This is a genomic window from Bacteroides caccae (assembly GCF_002222615.2).
Lineage (GTDB): Bacteria > Bacteroidota > Bacteroidia > Bacteroidales > Bacteroidaceae > Bacteroides > Bacteroides caccae.
Map to the genome: position 1 here is coordinate 2087322 of NZ_CP022412.2, position 20167 is coordinate 2107488.

13 protein-coding genes are annotated in these 20167 nt (G+C 44.9%); 7 read left to right on the forward strand and 6 right to left on the reverse strand.

The genetic code is table 11. From position 1 onward, the window contains the following. Positions 1-55 precede the first annotated feature (55 nt). Together CGC64_RS08100 and CGC64_RS08105 are read left to right on the forward strand one after the other, a co-directional pair. Positions 56-2353 (forward strand): beta-galactosidase, encoded by a 2298-nt coding sequence (locus CGC64_RS08100; RefSeq protein ID WP_232286818.1) that lies wholly within the window; start codon positions 56-58, stop codon positions 2351-2353. Positions 2354-2422: 69 nt separating this feature from the next. Further along, positions 2423-4546 carry an alpha-N-acetylglucosaminidase gene (locus tag CGC64_RS08105; protein ID WP_005677498.1) on the forward strand — a complete coding sequence of 708 codons (2124 nt, stop codon included), beginning with the start codon at positions 2423-2425 and terminating at the stop codon, positions 4544-4546. Between the two features lie 532 nt (positions 4547-5078). Here the strand turns inward: CGC64_RS08105 and CGC64_RS08110 are convergent. The 6 genes from CGC64_RS08110 to lnb form a co-directional block, all read right to left on the reverse strand. Continuing rightward, positions 5079-6134 carry an endonuclease/exonuclease/phosphatase family protein gene (locus CGC64_RS08110; protein WP_005677499.1) on the reverse strand — a complete coding sequence of 352 codons (1056 nt, stop codon included), beginning with the start codon at positions 6132-6134 and terminating at the stop codon, positions 5079-5081. Positions 6135-6270: 136 nt separating this feature from the next. Further along, on the reverse strand, positions 6271-6717 hold the full coding sequence (locus CGC64_RS08115; RefSeq protein ID WP_005677500.1) for a hypothetical protein: 447 nt from the start codon (positions 6715-6717) through the stop codon (positions 6271-6273). Positions 6718-6778: 61 nt separating this feature from the next. Beyond that, a complete protein-coding gene (locus CGC64_RS08120) occupies positions 6779-7885 on the reverse strand; it encodes a DUF6340 family protein (protein WP_005680199.1) in 1107 nt (368 codons plus the stop codon). Between the two features lie 304 nt (positions 7886-8189). Beyond that, positions 8190-11507 (reverse strand): preprotein translocase subunit SecA, encoded by a 3318-nt coding sequence (gene secA, locus CGC64_RS08125; RefSeq protein WP_005679339.1) that lies wholly within the window; start codon positions 11505-11507, stop codon positions 8190-8192. Positions 11508-11612: 105 nt separating this feature from the next. Continuing rightward, complete coding sequence (locus tag CGC64_RS08130) at positions 11613-13187, reverse strand: alkaline phosphatase family protein (RefSeq protein ID WP_005679340.1); 1575 nt, start codon at positions 13185-13187, stop codon at positions 11613-11615. Further along, positions 13187-14374, reverse strand: coding sequence for a lipoprotein N-acyltransferase Lnb (gene lnb, locus CGC64_RS08135; RefSeq protein WP_032855527.1), 1188 nt, complete (start codon positions 14372-14374; stop codon positions 13187-13189). The genes CGC64_RS08130 and lnb overlap by 1 nt, the downstream gene beginning before the upstream one ends. A gap of 422 nt (positions 14375-14796) precedes the next feature. Between lnb and CGC64_RS08140 the strand changes: the two genes are divergently transcribed. The 5 genes from CGC64_RS08140 (at position 14797) to CGC64_RS08160 (ending at position 20140) form a co-directional block, all read left to right on the forward strand. Beyond that, entirely contained in the window at positions 14797-15528 is a 732-nt protein-coding gene (locus tag CGC64_RS08140; RefSeq protein WP_032855530.1) for a type III pantothenate kinase, read from the forward strand. Beyond that, the gene (locus CGC64_RS08145; RefSeq protein WP_005679344.1) at positions 15515-16828 is read left to right on the forward strand and encodes an outer membrane protein transport protein; all 1314 of its coding nucleotides are present in this window, start codon (positions 15515-15517) and stop codon (positions 16826-16828) included. Before CGC64_RS08140 ends, CGC64_RS08145 begins: the two co-directional genes overlap by 14 nt. 68 nt (positions 16829-16896) lie before the next feature. Continuing rightward, positions 16897-18222 carry a hypothetical protein gene (locus CGC64_RS08150; RefSeq protein ID WP_005679345.1) on the forward strand — a complete coding sequence of 442 codons (1326 nt, stop codon included), beginning with the start codon at positions 16897-16899 and terminating at the stop codon, positions 18220-18222. A gap of 43 nt (positions 18223-18265) precedes the next feature. Further along, the gene (gene lptC, locus CGC64_RS08155) at positions 18266-18880 is read left to right on the forward strand and encodes an LPS export ABC transporter periplasmic protein LptC (RefSeq protein WP_005679346.1); all 615 of its coding nucleotides are present in this window, start codon (positions 18266-18268) and stop codon (positions 18878-18880) included. 3 nt (positions 18881-18883) lie between these two features. Then, positions 18884-20140, forward strand: coding sequence for a hemolysin family protein (locus CGC64_RS08160; RefSeq protein WP_032837574.1), 1257 nt, complete (start codon positions 18884-18886; stop codon positions 20138-20140). Positions 20141-20167: the final 27 nt, after the last annotated feature.

Below are 20167 nucleotides of genomic sequence, written 5' to 3' on the forward strand. Positions count from 1 at the left end.
TACTTATGATATAGTTTGAATAAAGATGAATAAAAGTAGAAGCAACGTATTTATTATGCTTAACTTAATTGTATCATTTTTTATTTCAGCCTGTTCCTCCCCCAGGGAACAGGTTAAAATAGAAAATGGTACTTTTAATATTAACGGGAAAGATGTGCAATTGATATGCGGAGAAATGCATTATCCCCGTATTCCGCACGAGTATTGGCGTGACCGTCTGCACCGAGCGCGTGCAATGGGGTTGAACACCGTGTCTGCTTATGTATTCTGGAACTTCCACGAACGGCAACCCGGAGTATTTGATTTCAGCGGACAAGCGGATATTGCCGAGTTTGTACGTATTGCACAGGAAGAAGGGCTGTATGTCATTCTTCGTCCCGGGCCATACGTGTGTGCGGAATGGGATTTCGGAGGTTATCCTTCGTGGCTCCTGAAAGAAAAGGACTTGACTTATCGCAGTAAGGACCCGCGTTTCATGTCTTATTGCGAACGATATATCAAGGAACTTGGCAAGCAACTGGCCCCTCTGACTATCAACAACGGCGGTAATATTATCATGGTACAGGTGGAAAACGAATACGGTTCGTATGCGGCCGACAAAGAATACCTTGCTGCTATCCGTGATATGCTTCAAGAAGCCGGATTCAATGTTCCGTTGTTTACTTGCGACGGCGGTGGGCAGGTGGAAGCCGGACATATTGCCGGTGCATTGCCTACTTTGAACGGCGTGTTCGGCGAAGATATATTTAAAATCGTGGATAAATATCATCCGGGCGGTCCGTACTTTGTGGCGGAGTTCTATCCGGCTTGGTTTGATGAATGGGGGAAACGTCATTCTTCTGTTGCCTACGAGCGTCCTGCCGAACAACTGGATTGGATGTTGGGACATGGCGTATCTGTCAGTATGTATATGTTCCACGGAGGAACAAATTTCTGGTATATGAACGGTGCCAATACCAGCGGAGGATTCCGTCCCCAACCTACCAGCTACGATTATGACGCTCCGCTTGGAGAATGGGGCAACTGCTATCCGAAATATCATGCTTTCCGGGAGATCATTCAGAAATACCTGCCGGAGGGAACACAGTTGCCGGAAGTGCCTGCCGATAATCCGACCACAACCTTTGCGACGGTCGAGCTGAAAGAAAGTGCTCCGTTAACTACGGCATTTCATCAGACTATACAATCGGAAGATGTTTTATCCATGGAAGATGTAGGAGCCGATTTCGGATATATCCACTATCAGACTACCATTAAGACACCGGGAAAACAGAAATTGATTATTCAGGATTTGCGTGATTATGCCGTTATTCTGGTGGACGGTAAACAAGTAGCCAGCCTTGACCGTCGTTATAATCAGAATAGCACGACATTGGATATTCATAAAGTTCCCGCCACACTTGAGATTCTGGTTGAAAATACCGGACGGGTCAATTATGGTCCCGATATTCTTTTTAACCGTAAAGGAATTACAAGTCAGGTGCTTTGGGGGAATGAGAAATTGACAGGGTGGTCAATCACACCGCTTCCTCTTTATAAGGAAGAAGTATCTTCCTTGTCTTTCGGACAAGAAATCAAAGGCGTTCCGGCATTTCATAGAGGGACATTCATTATCGAACAGCAAGGCGATTGCTTTGTCGATATGAGCCAATGGGGTAAAGGAGCTGTCTGGGTAAACGGTAAATCGTTGGGACGTTTCTGGAATATCGGTCCGCAACAAACTCTTTATATACCTGCTCCCTGGTTGAAAAAAGGTGAGAATGAGATTGTTGTTTTCGAAATGGAGGATACGGGAAAGAGGAACTTGCAGGGATTGGACAAGCCGATTCTCGACAGTTTGGGTATTGATAAAAACAAGCCGGAGAAACAGCAACGCAATCAAACAGGCAGTCCGATTCTCGAAGAAGGAGATATTCTTCTGAACACCACTTTGGCGGAGACAAACGATTGGCAGCAAGTTGATTTACCGGTTATGCGCACTCTGCGTCATTTTTGCATCGAAACGCTTTCTTCTTATACGGAAGACAATCAGGCGTGTATTTCAGAGGTTGATTTGTTGGACGATAAGGGACAACCGATTGATAAGACCAAATGGGAAGTTGTTTACGTAAGCAGCGAGCAGGCAGATAAGAATCTGGGTATAGCGGAGAACTTGTTCGACGGAGATATTTCTTCATTCTGGCATACAGATCCGGCAACGGAACCCGGACAGCCGCACCGTATCATTGTGGACATAAAGGAAATCTATAAAATATCAGCCCTTCGCTTCAAAGTACGTAAAGGTGCTTTTTTGTCAGGGAAGGTAAAAGAGATAAACGTATACGGTCGCCCGCAATTCTTCTTGTTTCATTGATTAAAGTGTACAGGTAGTAAGAAATTTGATTTCTATTTACTATCTTTGGCAAATCTAAAAAACACGATTATGAACATACGTATTTTGATAACCTTATTATTTGGAGTGACTTTGTTTTGTAGCTGCCAACCGAAGCAGTTACCGGTAAATTCTTTGGCAGAACGTGTAACGGAAGGAACCTCGAAAGATCGAATCCTTTTTCGGATGACACCGGAAAAAGACGATGTGTCTAAGGATTACTTTGAAATAACTGCCGAAGACGGTAAAGTCCTGATAGTCGGAAATTCCGATCTGTCATTGGCAACAGGACTGAACTGGTATCTGAAGTATGTAGCCGGTATTCATCTTTCCTGGAATAACCCGTCACAAAAGTTGCCGGAAGTGCTCCCTCTTCCCACGGGGAAAATCCGTCAGGAGACAGCTATGCAAAACCGTTATTATCTGAATTATTGTACTTATTCCTACTCAATGGCTTTCTGGGATTGGGAACGTTGGGAGAAGGAGATTGACTGGATGGCATTGCATGGCATTAATATGCCTTTGAGCATAACCGGAATGGAAGTAGTCTGGTATAATCTGCTGAAACGTGTCGGATACACAACGGAAGAAATCAATGAATTTATCTCCGGTCCGGCATTTATGGCCTGGTGGCAGATGAACAATCTGGAAGGGTGGGGCGGACCCAATCCTGACAGTTGGTATCAGCAACAAGAAGCACTTCAAAAGAAGATCGTATCCCGTATGCGGGAACTGGGAATTGAACCCGTATTTCCGGGTTATGCAGGAATGGTTCCCCGTAATATCGGTGAGAAACTAGGTTATCAGATTGCCGACCCCGGCAAGTGGTGCGGTTTCCCTCGTCCGGCCTTCCTTTCTTCGGAAGACGAGCATTTCGATTCTTTTGCGGCTATGTACTACGAAGAATTGGAGAAACTTTACGGAAAAGCTAAATATTATAGTATGGACCCATTCCATGAGGGAGGCAACACAGAAGGGGTAGACTTGGCGAAGGCCGGAACTTCTATAATGAAAGCCATGAAGAAAGCCAATCCGGAAGCAGTTTGGGTCATTCAGGCATGGCAGGCAAATCCGCGTCCGGCTATGGTTGATGTGTTGAATGCCGGAGATATGTTGGTGCTGGATTTGTATAGCGAAAGACTTCCTCAATGGGGGGATCCGGATTCGATGTGGTATCGTGAGAAAGGCTTTGGCAAGCATGACTGGCTTTATTGTATGTTGTTGAACTTCGGAGGAAATGTCGGTTTGCATGGACGAATGAATCAGTTGGTGAACGGATATTACGATGCGTGTACACATGCAAATGGGAAAACATTGCGTGGAGTAGGTACTACTCCCGAAGGTATTGAGAATAATCCGGTGATGTTTGAATTGTTGTATGAGTTGCCGTGGCGTGCGGAACGTTTCTCGCCGGATACATGGTTGCAAGGATATCTGAAAGCCCGTTATGGTGGTGAACTGTCACCGGAAGTTATGGAAGCATGGAGAGCATTGGAACATACGGTTTATAATGCTCCCAAGAATTATCAGGGTGAGGGAACGGTGGAATCCTTATTGTGTGCCCGTCCGGGTTTCCATTTGGACAGAACGTCTACATGGGGATATTCCAAACTGTTCTATTCGCCTGATTCTACTTCGAAAGCAGCGGACTTAATGCTCTCTGTGGCTGAACAATATAAAGGCAACAATAATTTTGAATATGACTTGGTGGATATCGTACGTCAGAGTAATGCTGATAAAGGCAATGCATTGCTCGATGAAATATCCCAAAGTTATGATCGTAAAGACAAAGAGAATTTCCGGAAGCAGACGCAGCAGTTCCTTGAACTCATTTTGTCGCAAGACAGTTTATTGTCTACCCGGAAAGAATTCTCCGTATCTTCTTGGCTGACTGCCGCACGTTCTTTGGGCAATACGGACGCGGAAAAGAAACTCTATGAATGGAATGCATCTGCATTAATCACAGTCTGGGGTGATAGTATCGCTTCCAATCAGGGAGGTTTGCATGATTATTCTCATCGTGAATGGAGTGGTCTTTTGAAAGATTTGTATTATCTGCGTTGGAAAACTTTCTTTGAGCAGAAACAACAGGAGTTGGAAGGCAAAGCTAGCGGTGAAGTGATTAATTTCTATGGTATGGAGAAAGCTTGGGCGGAAAAGGCTCATGAGTATTGATTCAAAAGTATGAGATAATAGCAATTTTATTTTTATACTCTTATTGAGGGTTCATCAGGTTCATCTTCGTGTTGGACTGCCGATGAATAAATAGATACAGGGTGAAGGAGAGAAGGAGAAACGATTGAAAGCGTCCTTCACTTCTTCACCCTGTACGTTTTACTTCCATGTAGTGTCCTTTTTTGAACTCTAAAGCGGCGCTTTAGAGTGTGTAAAGCATAGCTTTAGCCTACCTAAAGCGCTGCTTTTCAAAAGTCGAAGAATTTGTTTCAACTATGGACGAAAATAAATAAAGTAACAGCAATTTGTCTACCGGGTTTAACGGGCGGTTAATCAGGCTGTTATGGATGAGATGCTGAATCTATATGTCCAGCGTATTGGATCTATATGCCCAACGCGCTGGCTATATATGTCCAACACATTGGATCTATATGTCCGATAAACTAGTAATATAGAAGTAATAAAAAGAGGAGCTGTCCGACAGATCAGCAGTATCTCCCCATAATACGGCTCTAAGCTGGAAAAGTCTGTTCTATTGGGGAGATATCCTGAAAGTGGCTATTACTCCTTTATGGTCAGAAGGCCATATGCCTTTGGGGGTGATGAAGTTGTCTTCTGTATTCTCTTCTATGCGCTGACTTTTGACAATGGAACGGGACGGACCGAGAATCATAGAGGATATCGGTGTAATGTCCTGATTAGGATAAAAGTAAATAAAATCAATCCGGTCTCTTTCGTCCGCATCGGGTGCCCAAGTTAATTTGCTGACAGGCATCTTGTCGTTGTCGGAAGGAAAAGTGAATCCCGGGTGAGTGACCGGGTTAGGATATAGAGTCCGATATATGTCCTTGAATCCTTCTTTGCAGAGTATACTTGAACAGTCCCAATTGATAACTACCCCATTATGGTCCCATAGGTCTTTTGTATCTTCTTGCCAGTCGAGGTGAGAAGGTTCGTTGAAATCTCCTCCTAATAGAACAATGGCTCCTTCGGCAATGTCTTGCCGTGCGTTTTCGATGAATACTTCAATGGCTTCTTCGCGAAAGGCGATCCGGTTGGCCGCTAAAATGGAATCCGCATTATGAACAGGTTGTGTCATTTTCTTCCAAGTACTTCCATTGTAACCACGAGGTAAGTAACAAGCATAATTCTTATAATCTAAGTGGGCGGAATAAACGGCAATAGTATGTCCGGCTATGCCGATAGTTGCTTTCAGGATAGAGCCGCAACCGCTGTCCTTTGGATAGATAATCTCCTGCTGACTTATATTGTATTTGGATAAAATGCCTACATCCAGAGGGTTATGTTCTCCATAGTAAGTTTTTCCACGTTTCTTAAGTGCCTCAATGATGCGGGATATAAAGCAGGTGCCATTGTAGTTGCGGACTTCACTGAAAAAAACGATATCGGCATCAACTTGTGCCACTTCATCGGCTATGGCTTCAAATCCTCCTTCTACGATGCTTCCTTCCTGCCAAATGTTGAGTTGCAGGACGGTGAGATGAGAGGTTGGGGTCGCATTGCGACCCCAACTTGTTATTCCTATGCTGCTAAGGCATAAGAGTAGTATATAAAAATTTAGTTTCATGCCGTTCTTTTTTATTCTTGTAGAATCCACATCAACTTGTTTACTTCGTCCGAACCGTTGAATTGCCTTTGTACAGCCGCTTCTACATTTGCCTTGTTATAATAACAGAATCTTTTTTATTGCCATATATTAGATTTTACTTTTCCAGCAACTCTTTCAGAAAATCATCCAACTCTTTATCCAATCCTTTCAGTAGCTCGTCATTCACCAGCATCGTATCGTCGTCTACCAACAATAGTTCAGTTACCGTTTCTTTGTCCTCATCCACCAGTACAAACGAATAAGGTTTCAGGATAGTCACCTTGTCGAAGTCACCTGCATCTTTCATTCTGCAAAGGATACTACGTAAGCCGGGCTCAATATTTTCGAGGAAATCATCGCCGTCGTATGTTGCCCATTCTTCCACCATGACGTTTGCTAGTTCTTCATCATCATCGTTGTAAATATTCAGTTGCCCTGACGTCTGGTCAGGTTGCAGATGAATATCGGTTACGACTGTCTGTTCACAATTGCATACATATTTGCCGACTGCCTTTTGGATAGCCGATTCGATGATAGATAATGATTGTTGGCTCAGTTTCATAGGTTCCTTCTTTTTGTCAGTTCAAAGGTATAAAAAAAATAAGATTTGATACATGATTTCCTTAAAAATCATCATTAAATCGGCTCATTTGCATCTTTAATTTGGATATTTGAGCATTTCTCTCCTTCAATTCGGCCAAATAGAGGCTGGTGAGGTAATAATTCGGCACATCGTCAATACTCGCTTTGACATTGTTGACAACATTCTTTTTCTCTATCTTCTTGGCTAGTTGCTGTGCCTTTTCCGCCCATTTCACAGCTTGAGATAGACTATCTTTCGTCTCATAATACACGGCAATATTGAAGGCGGCTCTCATCTGCTTCTTTGTGTTCTTGGTTCCTTCGAAAGCCTGATGCCAAAGTTCGAATGCATTATCCCATGAATTTTCGCGGACGTAGATAGCTGCATCGCGCATCTGAACCGAACCGCCGGTGTATAAATACCGTTTTCCCGTTTTCCATATCGGAACCAGATGCTTTACCGGAACTGTTCCTGCAAATTCCGCAGCTTCTTTCAACATTTCCCTTTCGGGGATGATACGGGCAGCCGCTTCTGTGACCGAACCTCCGAAATCTTCCCAAAAGATACTGTCATTAGGGTGAAGGGTGGTCATGGGCTTGCTTCGTCCCGGCACATAAACCCGTACTGTGGGATATACTTTTACATCCATAGCTCCCTGATAACAATTGAAATCGGGTAGATAACGAATGGTCTTGGTTGCTTTGAATTGCAGATTCTCTAATGCAATAATAAAATCAACTCCTAAATCGGAAGCTAACTGGCTGACTTCCTCTTGACTTAGCATATTTTCACGCGCTAACTTGTCATTGGCACGTAAGGCGGAGTCACAAATGACAACTTCATCAAAGTAATTCTGGTGGGCTATTTCTTCAGCCAATGATTCGGCAGCAATCTTGGGATCACCGTTGGCATAGGCTGTGGCGCGACTTACTTCCGGAACGTTTTCCTTCGTTTTCTGTACTTCTGTAATCAATTTGTTATCCGGTGCATCGCTGGTGTTATTCACAACAGCTACCTTGCGGAGCTGGGGTGGAAAACTCAAGTCGGCGGGTTGCAGATAATCAATGGAAATCTGTTCGATGCTCTGGCAACTGTTGAATAGCAACAGGAACAGAGAGATGAATGCCAGTGAATAAGATTTTGCCATAGTTTGATTCATTTAGTAGTTTGAACAAAAGTACTATTTTACACGAATAAAAGAAAGAGGCCGCCTGACAAGTCGATAGTATCTAAAACTCTCCTCCTTCGGGAAGGAGGAGTCCCCGTAGGGGGAGGTGGTAGGTGAATATATAAGTCTATTATTATCAGCATTGTGTATCCACCTACCACCCCGGCTTTCAGCCACCCCTTCTTCCCGAAGAAGGGGAATTGCGGATACTACTGACTTGTCAGGCAGCCTTTATTATTTAGTAAAGTAGTTAGGACTAATTAACTACTTGAACTCTTCTTTATCAAACGTTCTTTCCGTGACAGTTTTTATACTTCTTGCCGCTTCCGCATGGACAGGGATCATTACGTCCTACGGTCTTTTCGGCACGAATCGGTTCACGTCTCTGTTGCTCGCGCGTATCCTGACTGGCAGCAGCCTGCTGATTCGGATCACTCAGGTCCTGCTTGTTCTCACGATACTTGCTCATGTCCTGACGCTGTTCCGGTGCAGCCTGGCGTACTTCTACGCGACGGGCAGCCTGTTCATCCGGAGCTTCCTGTACAGGAATTTGTCCGCGCATCAAGATAGAAACAGTCTGATTGTTAATCTTATTCACCATTGAGTCAAACAACGTTACAGATTCCAGTTTGTAAATCAACAACGGGTCTTTCTGCTCGTAGCTTGCATTCTGTACAGAGTGTTTCAGTTCATCCAGTTCGCGCAGGTTCTCTTTCCATGCTTCGTCGATAACGTGCAGCAGGATTGACTTTTCAAATGCTTTTACTACCTCTTTGGATTCGGATTCGTAAGCAGCTTTCAGGTTACAAGAGATATTGTACATACGTTTACCGTCCGTGATAGGAATCAGGATGTTCTCGTACATGTGTCCCTGGTTCTCATATACCTGTTTGATAACCGGATTGGCAATCTGTGCCAGGCGTTCAGTCTTACGTTTGAAGTTCTCCATGGCAATGCCGAATGTCTTTTCAGCCAGTTTCTCTTTCTTCTCGTTGCGGAATTCTTCTTCGGTGAACGGAGTTTCCATAGCCAACGTCTGAAGCAGTTCCATTTGGCAACCTTCGTAGTCGTTGTTCTCGATAGCGTTGGCGCAACGGTCCCAAATCATGTTCACAATATCCATACCGATACGTTCGCCCATTAAAGCATGGCGGCGTTTCGTATAGACAACCGTACGTTGCTTGTTCATCACGTCGTCATATTCCAACAGGCGTTTACGGATACCGAAGTTGTTTTCTTCTACCTTCTTCTGTGCACGTTCGATAGAGTTGGAAATCATCTTGTGCTCAATCATTTCACCTTCCTGGAAACCGAGCCTGTCCATTACGCTGGCGATACGGTCGGAGGAGAACAGACGCATCAAGTCGTCTTCCAGTGACACGAAGAATACAGAAGAACCCGGGTCACCCTGACGTCCTGCACGACCACGCAACTGGCGGTCTACACGGCGGGATTCGTGGCGCTCCGTACCGATGATTGCCAAACCGCCTGCGGCTTTCACTTCCGGGCTTAGCTTGATGTCGGTACCACGACCGGCCATGTTGGTGGCAATGGTAACTGTTCCGCTCAAACCGGCAGTAGCAACAATATCAGCTTCTTTCTGGTGTAACTTCGCATTCAGCACCTTGTGTTCGATCTTGCGCATGGTCAACATCTTGCTCAGCATTTCGGAGATTTCTACCGAAGTAGTACCTACCAATACCGGGCGTCCGGCGTTCACCAGTTGTTCGATTTCTTCGATTACGGCTTTATATTTTTCACGTTTCGTCTTGTAGACGCGGTCGTTCATATCTTTACGGGCAATCGGGCGGTTGGTCGGGATCACTACCACATCCAGTTTGTAGATGTCCCAGAGTTCGCCGGCTTCCGTTTCGGCTGTACCGGTCATACCGGATAGCTTGTGATACATACGGAAGTAGTTCTGCAGAGTAATCGTAGCAAAGGTCTGTGTGGCAGCTTCCACTTTCACGCCTTCTTTGGCTTCGATAGCCTGGTGCAATCCGTCAGAGTAACGGCGGCCTTCCATGATACGTCCGGTCTGTTCGTCTACAATCTTCACCTGTCCGTCGATCACTACGTATTCGTCGTCTTTCTCGAACATGGTGTAAGCCTTCAACAATTGGTTGATAGTATGTACACGTTCCGATTTAATAGCGTAGTTTGTAAGCAGTTCGTCCTTTTTCTCCAACAACTGTTCGTTGGTCAGGTTCATATTCTCCAATTCCGAAAGTTCTGCGGCAATGTCCGGAAGAACGAATAGTGTCGGGTCTTCGGAGTTACCGGTGATCAGGTCGATACCTTTATCGGTCAGGTCTACACTGTTCAGCTTTTCATCAATGACGAAGTACAACGGTTCCGTCACTTCGTGCATACGCTTGTTGTTCTGCTCCATGTAGATTTCTTCCGTCTTCAGCATACCGGCTTTAATGCCCTGTTCACTCAGGAACTTAATCAATGCTTTGTTCTTCGGCAAACATTTGTGGCTGCGGTACAGGGCGAGGAATCCTTCTTCCACTTCTTTCTTATCGTTGGATGCGATCAGTTTTTTTGCTTCGGACAAATACTTGGTTGCCAATACTTTCTGTGCTTCTACCAGACGCTCTACTAGCGGACGGAGCTGCTCGAACAGTTGGTCGTCACCTTTCGGCACGGGACCGGAGATAATCAGCGGAGTACGGGCGTCATCGATCAATACGGAGTCGACCTCATCGACGATAGCGTAGTTGTGCTGACGCTGTACAAGGTCTTTCGGGCTGATCGCCATATTGTCACGCAGGTAGTCGAAACCGAATTCGTTGTTGGTACCGAACGTGATGTCTGCCAGATATGCCTGGCGGCGTGCGTCGGAGTTCGGCTGGTGACGGTCGATGCAATCTACGCTCAAACCGTGGAACATATAAAGAGGACCCATCCATTCGGAGTCACGTTTTGCCAGATAATCATTCACGGTAACCACGTGCACACCGTTTCCGGTCAGTGCATTCAGGAATACGGGGAGGGTAGCCACCAATGTCTTACCTTCACCGGTTGCCATTTCCGCAATCTTGCCTTTGTGCAGAACGACACCACCGAACAACTGTACATCGTAGTGTACCATGTTCCAGACCGTATCGTTACCACCGGCTATCCAGTGATTCTGATAAATGGCCTTATCGCCCTCGATGCGTACAAAGTCTTTTGTAGCAGCCAGTTGGCGGTCGAAATCAGTGGCGGCAACTACGATTTCTTCATTTTCCGTGAAACGTTTTGCGGTAGCCTTGACGATTGAGAAAGCAACGGGCAGTACTTCGTCCAGTGCTTTTTCGTATTTATCCAGAATTTCTTTTTCTATCTTGTCGATTTGTGCAAAGACTTCTTCGCGGTCTTCCAGTTCCAGGCTTTCGATACTCGCTTTCAGTTCTTCCACTTTCGCACGTTCGGCGGTAGCCGACTCATGGATATATTTTTTGAGTTCTTCCGTTTTGGCACGGAGTGCGTCGTTGTCAAGTTTCTCAATCTCCGGGTAAGCAGCTTTGATTTTCTCCACCCAGGGCTTGATTTCTTTCATGTCTCGCGTGGATTTGTTTCCGAAAATCGAGCTTAAAAATTCATTGAATCCCATTTGTATAAGTATGTTTATTATTTATCGAATTAAAATAGTTTGCGCAAAGTTACATTAAAATGCTGATTTATTTATGTTTTGCGCCCTGTTTTTGTGAGGTTTCTTTTACCGCAGGCCGGTAATAGGAGCAGATGTGCAGGCGTTGGGAGCTCGGATGCGCATAAAATGTGCCAGTGTAGGCGCGATATGGTCTATTGTTACAGGTGTCTGGATAACGGCCGGTTTCACGGAATGTCCCATGAAAATCAATGGCGAAGGAATATAAGAATGGCGTACCACTTTGTTTTCGCCGCCATTCTCGTTGACGATTGTCCACCCGGGGAGGACGTCGATTACGAGGTCTCCCGAACGTTTGCGGTGGTAACCGTTGCGTATTTTATAGATCTCCGGAGTCCATGAACCCAGTAGAAGCCGGTTGGCGGAATATGCCTCGTTCACTCCGCTGAACTGCATCAGGAATTCGGCGGACTTCTGCTGTATTTCCGTCAAGTTCAGTTCTTTCTTTTCCAGTAATTTATGGTTCAGATAGATTTGCTGGTTGTGGTGGGTTTCAACGTACTTTCCCTCACCGTATGTAGCCATGAGGTACATATTCAGCAAGGCGGCGCAGCGGTTGAGATAAAACTCTCCGCCGGGGATTTTGTATAATCCCGAATCGGGCGATTCGCTGTCCGTATAGCCGGTCGAGGTGACGAAAAGAAGCACGTTTTGTAGTCCTACCTTCTTGTCGAGCACGTCGAGCAGGTTGGCGATACTGCGGTCGAGACGTACGTATGTATCTTGTATTTCCATAGCACATTCCTGTACGGATTTATGTGCGTAGTTGCCTGCATAATAAGTCAGTGCCAATAAGTCAGTAATATCGTCCATACCGATAGAACTTTTGTTGAGCGCTTCTTCGGCGAGTGCATTGACTTCATCGTTCACAAAGGGACTGGCGATGAACCGTCGGAACTTGTTGTTGCGGTCGTCGTCAAATTTATATTTGAAAAGCATATCCCGCCAATCTGGCAGGAAAGTGTACATCCCCCGCGGGAAAACCGGTTCCCATGTCATGCCGGCGATACGGAAATCGACAGCCTGGCGGTCGTTGTATTGACTTGCCCACCAGGGAAATTCTCCGTAGTAGGTTGTCCCGCTCCATTTTCCGGTATTGGGATTGAGCCAGAAAGCACCGTTTCCGGCATGTCCGGCGGCAAAAATGGCGGCGTCGCAGTTGGGGGCAATGGCGTATACAAGTCCCTTACCTTGTGTAGCTATTTTAAGCTCGTCGGCAATGGTGGAAGTCAGCAATTTGGTGGGGGCGACCGTCTGATCGGTGTAATATCCCATAAATGCCGTGTCGTCCGTGCTGTTGACGGGGCGGAGGGTGGCGGCGTCCATCCAGCGTTTGGAGATAATTCCGTTCATGGAGGGCGTCGTACCGCTATAAATGGCAGCTATGGCGGAAGCGCGGTCTACACCGCTGAAAGTATATTCGGCGTTATGGAACACTCTTCCCTCTTTCCAAAGACGTTTAAAGCCCTTCTCGCCGTAAAGTGACGAAAATGCTTCCAGATAGTCCGTACGTAATTGGTCGATCGTCAGTCCCACCACTAATTTAGGGGCGGCAGGTAGCGACTGGGCTTGCAGCCCGGTGAAGGTCAGTACGGTGATAAGGGAAGTTAGTAGTCCTTTCATTATTTCTTTTTAGATGTCACAATTAGATTGCTCACTGAACGTATCAGCAAACAGAGTGCCAAAGGTACAACAGCAAAGTCAAATCTTTGCGGAATTACCGGAAAAAGCACTATAAAAAGTGTTAAAATAATAAGATTTAAGGTCAAATACCAACATTTCTTCCCTTTTCGGACACAATATATGATGTAAGGAAGGAAAAGAAGCTGGCCCGGATGAAAGACAAATAACAGGAAATTGGAGCTGACAGCCGGGTGTTCGGAGAAGAGGGCCAGGAACGCAAGGATACATCCTGCGATACCTGCCGTACCGAACAATATGAGGTCGACTCCCCAGAGTCCTGTCCGTCGGCGGATGCCGTAAATGGTAGCGGCGGCGGTAAGTATAAAGAGGAGAAGAGCGGATTGCAGCGGAGTGGGTATCCAAAAGCTTTCATCTTCTTCGGGAGTGGCATCCACAATCAGTTCGCTGTCCGTTACAAGCGGGCGTTGAATGGAATCACCGGTAATTTGTGCGCCGGCAAATGCATCCATTAGATAGAACGGGGCAAACATCATCTGTCGCTGCGTGATAGGCCGATCGGCTTCGCCTCCGATGCATAGATCAATGCCAAAACGTGCCCACGGATGTCCTTTGCAATATTGGTGGACGATCTCGCGGAAGGTACGTGAACCGTCTTGCGGTTCTACGGGATAAATCACTTTGCCTGCAATACTTTCTTCTATCTTGTCGCGGGGACGGGTGGCACAATTATCGTAAAAGAAATTATAACGGTACACCCGGTTTTCGGGGCGGTAATTTTCTTGTAACAAGCGGATTAGTTCGGCCTTTTCTTCGTTGTTCAGGTTAAGTGTTTGTTGCCATACGCTGCGTCCGAAATAGGCATATTCTCCTGCAAAATGAGGGTAGTCGATCACTCCCAGTCGGTAGTCCGTTTCTCCGAGTGAGAAGCGGAGAGCGAAGTTAGGGATGTCAAAGCTGAATAAGCCGTAATTGAATACGACGTCAATCCCTTGTGAGGGATTTTCGTAACGAATGGCAGTGTGTCCGAACAGGGTGTATATCACTTCTCCGGGAGCACAAGTCAGCAGGCTAAGACGGATAGAGTCATTGCTGTTGGCAGTTGTTTGTCCAATGGGCAGGAGCAACAGGAAAAGAGAGAAGATTACATATAAAAAAGACCGTTTCATCAGTAGGTTCGTTTTATTTTGGCAGCGAATATACAAAGAATTGTTGGATTCGTGAAACAGAGGCTCTGTTTTATCAAAATAGAGCCTCTGTTTGGGGTAAATAGAGCCTTCATTTGGGTGAAATAGAGCCTCTGTTTTACCGGAATTATACACGTAAAAGCGTGCCACTAACCGTGCTACCCCTTTTGCATGTATAATTGATTGTGAATTAGTGATTTATCTTCTGCTGAAAAATGGAGGCGTGCCACTAACCGTGCATATATAAATAAAAATATATATTATTCTATATTATATAGTTCGCCCGACACACTTTTTTGAGAGAGAGAACAGAAGAAGAACCAAAAAAGAAGATAATTTCTCTCAGATGTTTCGATTTCTCTTTTTTTACTTTACCTTTGCGCCCGCTAAAAGATAAGAATGCATTGAATTTAATTATCGACATAGGAAATACCGCTGCGAAGGTTGCCCTCTTTGACGGTGGGGAAATGGTGGAAGTGCTGACCGAGTCCAATCAGTCATTGGATTGCCTGGAAGCTCTTTGTGTCAAATACCCGGTTGAGCAGGGAATTGTAGCTACCGTGATTGATTTAAGCGAACGGGTGCTTGCGGCTTTGGTCGCCTTGCCTTTCCCTTTGCTGTGGCTCGATTCGAAGACTCCGCTTCCGGTCACCAACCTGTACGAAACTCCCGAAACGCTGGGATACGACCGAATGGCTGCTGTGGTGGGAGCGAATGAGCAATATCCTCGTAGAGATATATTGGTGATTGATGCGGGAACTTGCATTACTTACGAGTTTATAGACTCGAAAGGACAGTATCATGGTGGTAATATTTCTCCCGGTATGCAGATGCGTTTCAAGGCACTCAACCAGTTTACCGGACGCTTGCCTCTTATTGACTCCAACGGGCGCAAACTCCCCATGGGGCGGGATACCGAAACGGCTATACGCGCCGGGGTGTTGAAAGGTATGGAATACGAAATTTCAGGTTATATTGAGTCTATGAAGCATAAATATCCTGAACTTTTGGTTTTTTTAACGGGCGGAGATGATTTTTCTTTTGATAGCAGCGTAAAAAGTATCATCTTTGCAGATAGATTTTTAGTGTTGAAAGGATTAAATAGAATTTTAAACTATAATAATGGTAGGATTTAAACACACGCTTTGGGCGCTATTGCTCACAATGGTTACCGGAATGGCAATCGCTCAAAATAATACAAACTCTCCTTATACACGATATGGCTATGGCGACTTGTCTGACCAGAACTTCGGAAACAGTAAGGCAATGGGAGGAATTGCTTTCGGACTCCGGGACGGAGCGCAGATCAATCCGTTGAATCCTGCTTCGTATACAGCCATTGACTCGTTGACTTTCCTCTTTGAAGGGGGCGTCAGTCTTCAAAATATGAATATTAGTGGCGGTGGCGTGAAGCTGAACGCCAAAAACTCTAGTTTCGACTATCTGGCAATGCAATTCCGGTTACATAGGAGACTAGCAATGAGTATCGGTTTGCTGCCGTTCTCCAATGTGGGATATACGGTATCGGATACTCAGAATGCGACAGATCCCGCAACTGGTAATACGACAGCTTATGCCAGAAATTATACAGGCGACGGAGGTTTACACCAACTATATGTCGGATTGGGTGTGAAGGTATTCAAAGATCTTTCAGTGGGTGTAAATGCTTCTTATTTTTGGGGGGATATAACCCGTTCGCGGACTATTTATTATCCGAATGTGTCGGGGGCTTATAATTTTGTGCAACAGGCGACTGCATCTGTATCATCTTATAAGCTGGACTTTGGAGCACAGTATACAAAGGATATAGATAAGAAACATTCAGTGACGCTTGGTGTTGTATATTCTCCAAAAATAAAACTGGGGAATGATTATGATGTGACCACACAGTTGGTCTCTAATAGTACAGGTACGGTTGAAACTTCAACTAGCGTGGCGCCGGATGCTACATTGGCACTCCCTAATACGTATGGTGTCGGATTTACCTATAACTATGACAAACGACTGACAATCGGAGTGGATTACAGTTTGCAACAATGGTCGAAAGCAGACTTTGGTGTAAGGACAACAGATGAATCCATACGTGGTGATTTTGATGAAACTTATGCTTATTGCGACCGTTCTAAAATATCTGTGGGTGCGGAATATATCCCTAACTTGCTGGGACGTTCTTATCTTGCTCACATAAAATATCGTTTGGGAGCTTATTATACGACCCCGTATTATAAGATCAACGGCAAGAAGGCTACCCGCGAATATGGTGTAACAGCCGGTTTCGGTCTGCCTGTTCCCCGTTCACGCTCTATCCTCAGTATCAGTGGACAGTTTGTTCGTATCAGTGGACAAGAAGCGACTTTTGTGAACGAAAATATCTTCCGCGTAAGTATCGGATTGACGTTCAACGAACGTTGGTTCTTCAAGCGTAGAGTAGAGTAATGCAAGAATTAAAAAGAGAAGAGAATAGACGACTATAATATTATACTAACAACTAAAATTTAGATACAATGAAAATTAAAACGCTTGTAGCTATGTTGTTCCTTTCGGCAGGGGCGACTACTGTGGTAGCACAGGATGCGACTAACTGTAATTCAAACAGTAGTATCTCGCATGAAGCTGTGCGTGCAGGTAACTTTAAAGATGCGTATACTCCTTGGAAAGCTGTGTTGGAAAACTGTCCGACACTCCGTTTCTACACTTTTACTGACGGATATAAAATTCTGAAAGGTTTAATGGCACAGATTAAGGACAGAAATAATCCGGAATATCAGAAATATTTTAATGAACTGATGAATACGCATGACTTGCGTATCAAATACACTGATGAATTCCTGGCTAAAGGTACGAAGGTATCTTCTGCTGATGAAGCTTTGGGTATCAAGGCTGTAGACTATATCGCCTTGGCTCCGAAACTGGATGTGAATCAGGCTTATCAATGGCTGAGCCAATCGGTTAATGCTGTAAAAGGCGAGTCTGCCGGAGCTACTATTTTCTATTTCCTGCAGATGTCTTTGGATAAACTGAAAGCTGATCCTGCTCATAAGGAACAATTTATTCAGGATTATCTGGCTGCTTCCGAATATGCTGATGCTGCCATTGCTGCTGAAACTAATGAAGCAAAGAAGAAAGCTCTGCTGGGTATCAAAGATAACTTGGTTGCCTTGTTTGTAAACAGTGGTACTGCTGATTGTGAATCACTGCAAGGAATTTATGGCCCGAAAGTAGAAGCTAATCAGACTGACCTCGCTTATTTGAAGAAAGTAATCGACATCATGAAAATGATGAAATGTACGGAAAGTGAAGCTTATTTGCAGGCATCTTTCTATGCTTATAAAATGGAACCGACAGCAGAGGCTGCTACCGGGTGTGCATATCAGGCATTCAAGAAAGGTGATATCGACAGTGCAGTGAAATTCTTTGATGAAGCTATCAACTTGGAAACTGACAATATAAAGAAAGCGGAAAAAGCATACGCTGCTGCTGCTGTGTTGGCTTCTGCTAAGAAATTGTCACAGGCAAGAACTTACTGTCAGAAAGCTATCGGTCTCAATGAAAATTATGGCGCTCCGTATATTTTGATTGCCAACCTTTATGCAATGAGTCCTAACTGGAGTGACGAGTCTGCACTGAACAAGTGTACTTACTTTGTTATAATTGACAAATTGCAACGCGCAAAACAAGTAGACCCGAGTGTAGCTGAAGAAGCAAACAAATTGATCGGCAGATATTCTGCACACACTCCGCAAGCAAAAGACCTGTTTATGTTAGGTTATAAGGCTGGCGACCGTATTACTATCGGTGGCTGGATCGGAGAGTCTACAACGATTAGATAAACGTATGTTGCGAAAACGAAAGAACCGTTTGTTGCATAAAAGCATGAGCATAACAATTGTCTTAGGGACAATTGTTATGCTTCTTTTATTTCCCTCCTGTGGTGGCAAAAAGAAAATAACGGGGGATGCTATTACAGAACGTGACTCCATGGCAGTGATGCAGACATCCGGAGTGACAACCCTTATATCCGATTCGGGAGTGACCCGCTATCGGGTGAATACGGAAGAGTGGCTGGTTTTCGACCGCAAGAAGCCGTCTTATTGGGCATTTGAAAAAGGAGTGTATCTTGAACAGTTCGATTCGATCTTTCATATAGAAGCCAGTATCAAGGCGGATACTGCCTACTACTATGACAAGGAAAGACTCTGGAAACTGATAGGAAACGTGGATATACAAAACCGGAAAGGAGAGCGTTTCAATACGGAACTGCTTTACTGGAATGAAGCTACGCAGAAAGTGTATTCCGACAAGTTTATTCGTATCCAGCAACCGGACCGGATTATCACCGGGCATGGGTTCGATTCCAATCAGCAAATGACCGTTTATACGATTCATAATATTGAAGGTATATTCTACGTCGACGACGAGGCGACTGCTCCGCCACAACCGGAAACAAAAGCCCTGCCGGACTCTGTGAAAAAAGATTCTGTGAAATAAGCTATGAATATTTATATCTCTCTAATAATCACCATGCTTTTCTCCGCTTTCTTTTCGGGAATGGAGATTGCATTTGTCTCGGTAGACAAACTGCGTTTTGAAATGGAACGCAAAGGGGGCATTACTTCCCGCATCCTTTCTATCTTTTTCAAGAACCCGAACGAGTTTATCTCTACCATGTTGGTGGGTAACAATATCGCACTGGTTATCTATGGTATCCTGATGGCTCAGATCATTGGTGAAAATCTGCTGGCCGGCTTTATTGACAATCACTTCCTAATGGTGTTGGCACAGACTGTCATTTCTACCCTGATTATTTTGGTGACCGGAGAGTTCCTGCCGAAAACATTGTTCAAGATCAATCCCAATATGGTATTGAACGTTTTCGCTGTTCCACTTTTTATTTGTTACGTTGTTTTATATCCTATATCCAAGTTGTCTTCCGGTTTGTCTTGCATCTTCCTGCGCATTTTCGGCATGAAGGTAAACAAGGATGCGTCCGACAAAGCTTTCGGAAAGGTGGATCTTGATTATTTTGTGCAGAGCAGCATTGATAATGCCGAGAATGAGGAGGAACTGGATACGGAAGTGAAAATCTTCCAGAACGCACTTGACTTCTCGAATATTAAAATACGCGATTGTATTGTTCCCCGTACTGAGGTGGTGGCGGTTGATCTCACAACTTCGCTGGATGAACTGAAAAGCCGTTTTATAGAGTCGGGTATCTCCAAGATTATCGTATATGACGGTAATATTGACAATGTGGTCGGTTACATCCACTCTTCGGAGATGTTTCGCGCACCGACCAACTGGCACGAGAATGTGAAGCAAGTGCCGATTGTCCCCGAAACAATGTCCGCCAATAAGCTGATGAAACTGTTCATGCAACAGAAAAAGACAATTGCGGTAGTGGTGGACGAGTTTGGCGGAACGTCCGGTATTGTGTCATTGGAAGATCTGGTAGAAGAAATCTTCGGTGATATAGAAGACGAACATGATAACACTTCCTATATCAGCAAGCAGATAGACGAGCATGAATATGTATTGTCCGGCCGTCTGGAGATTGAGAAAGTCAACGAAACGTTCGGTCTTGACCTGCCTGAATCCGACGAATATCTGACAGTGGGAGGACTGATTCTGAATCAATATCAGAGTTTCCCGAAACTGCATGAAGTGATTCGGGTAGGACGTTATCAGTTCAAGATAATCAAGGTGACGGCGACGAAAATAGAACTGGTTCGCCTAAAAGTCATGGAATAATGACGAATACCGAGAAATTTTTAGCCA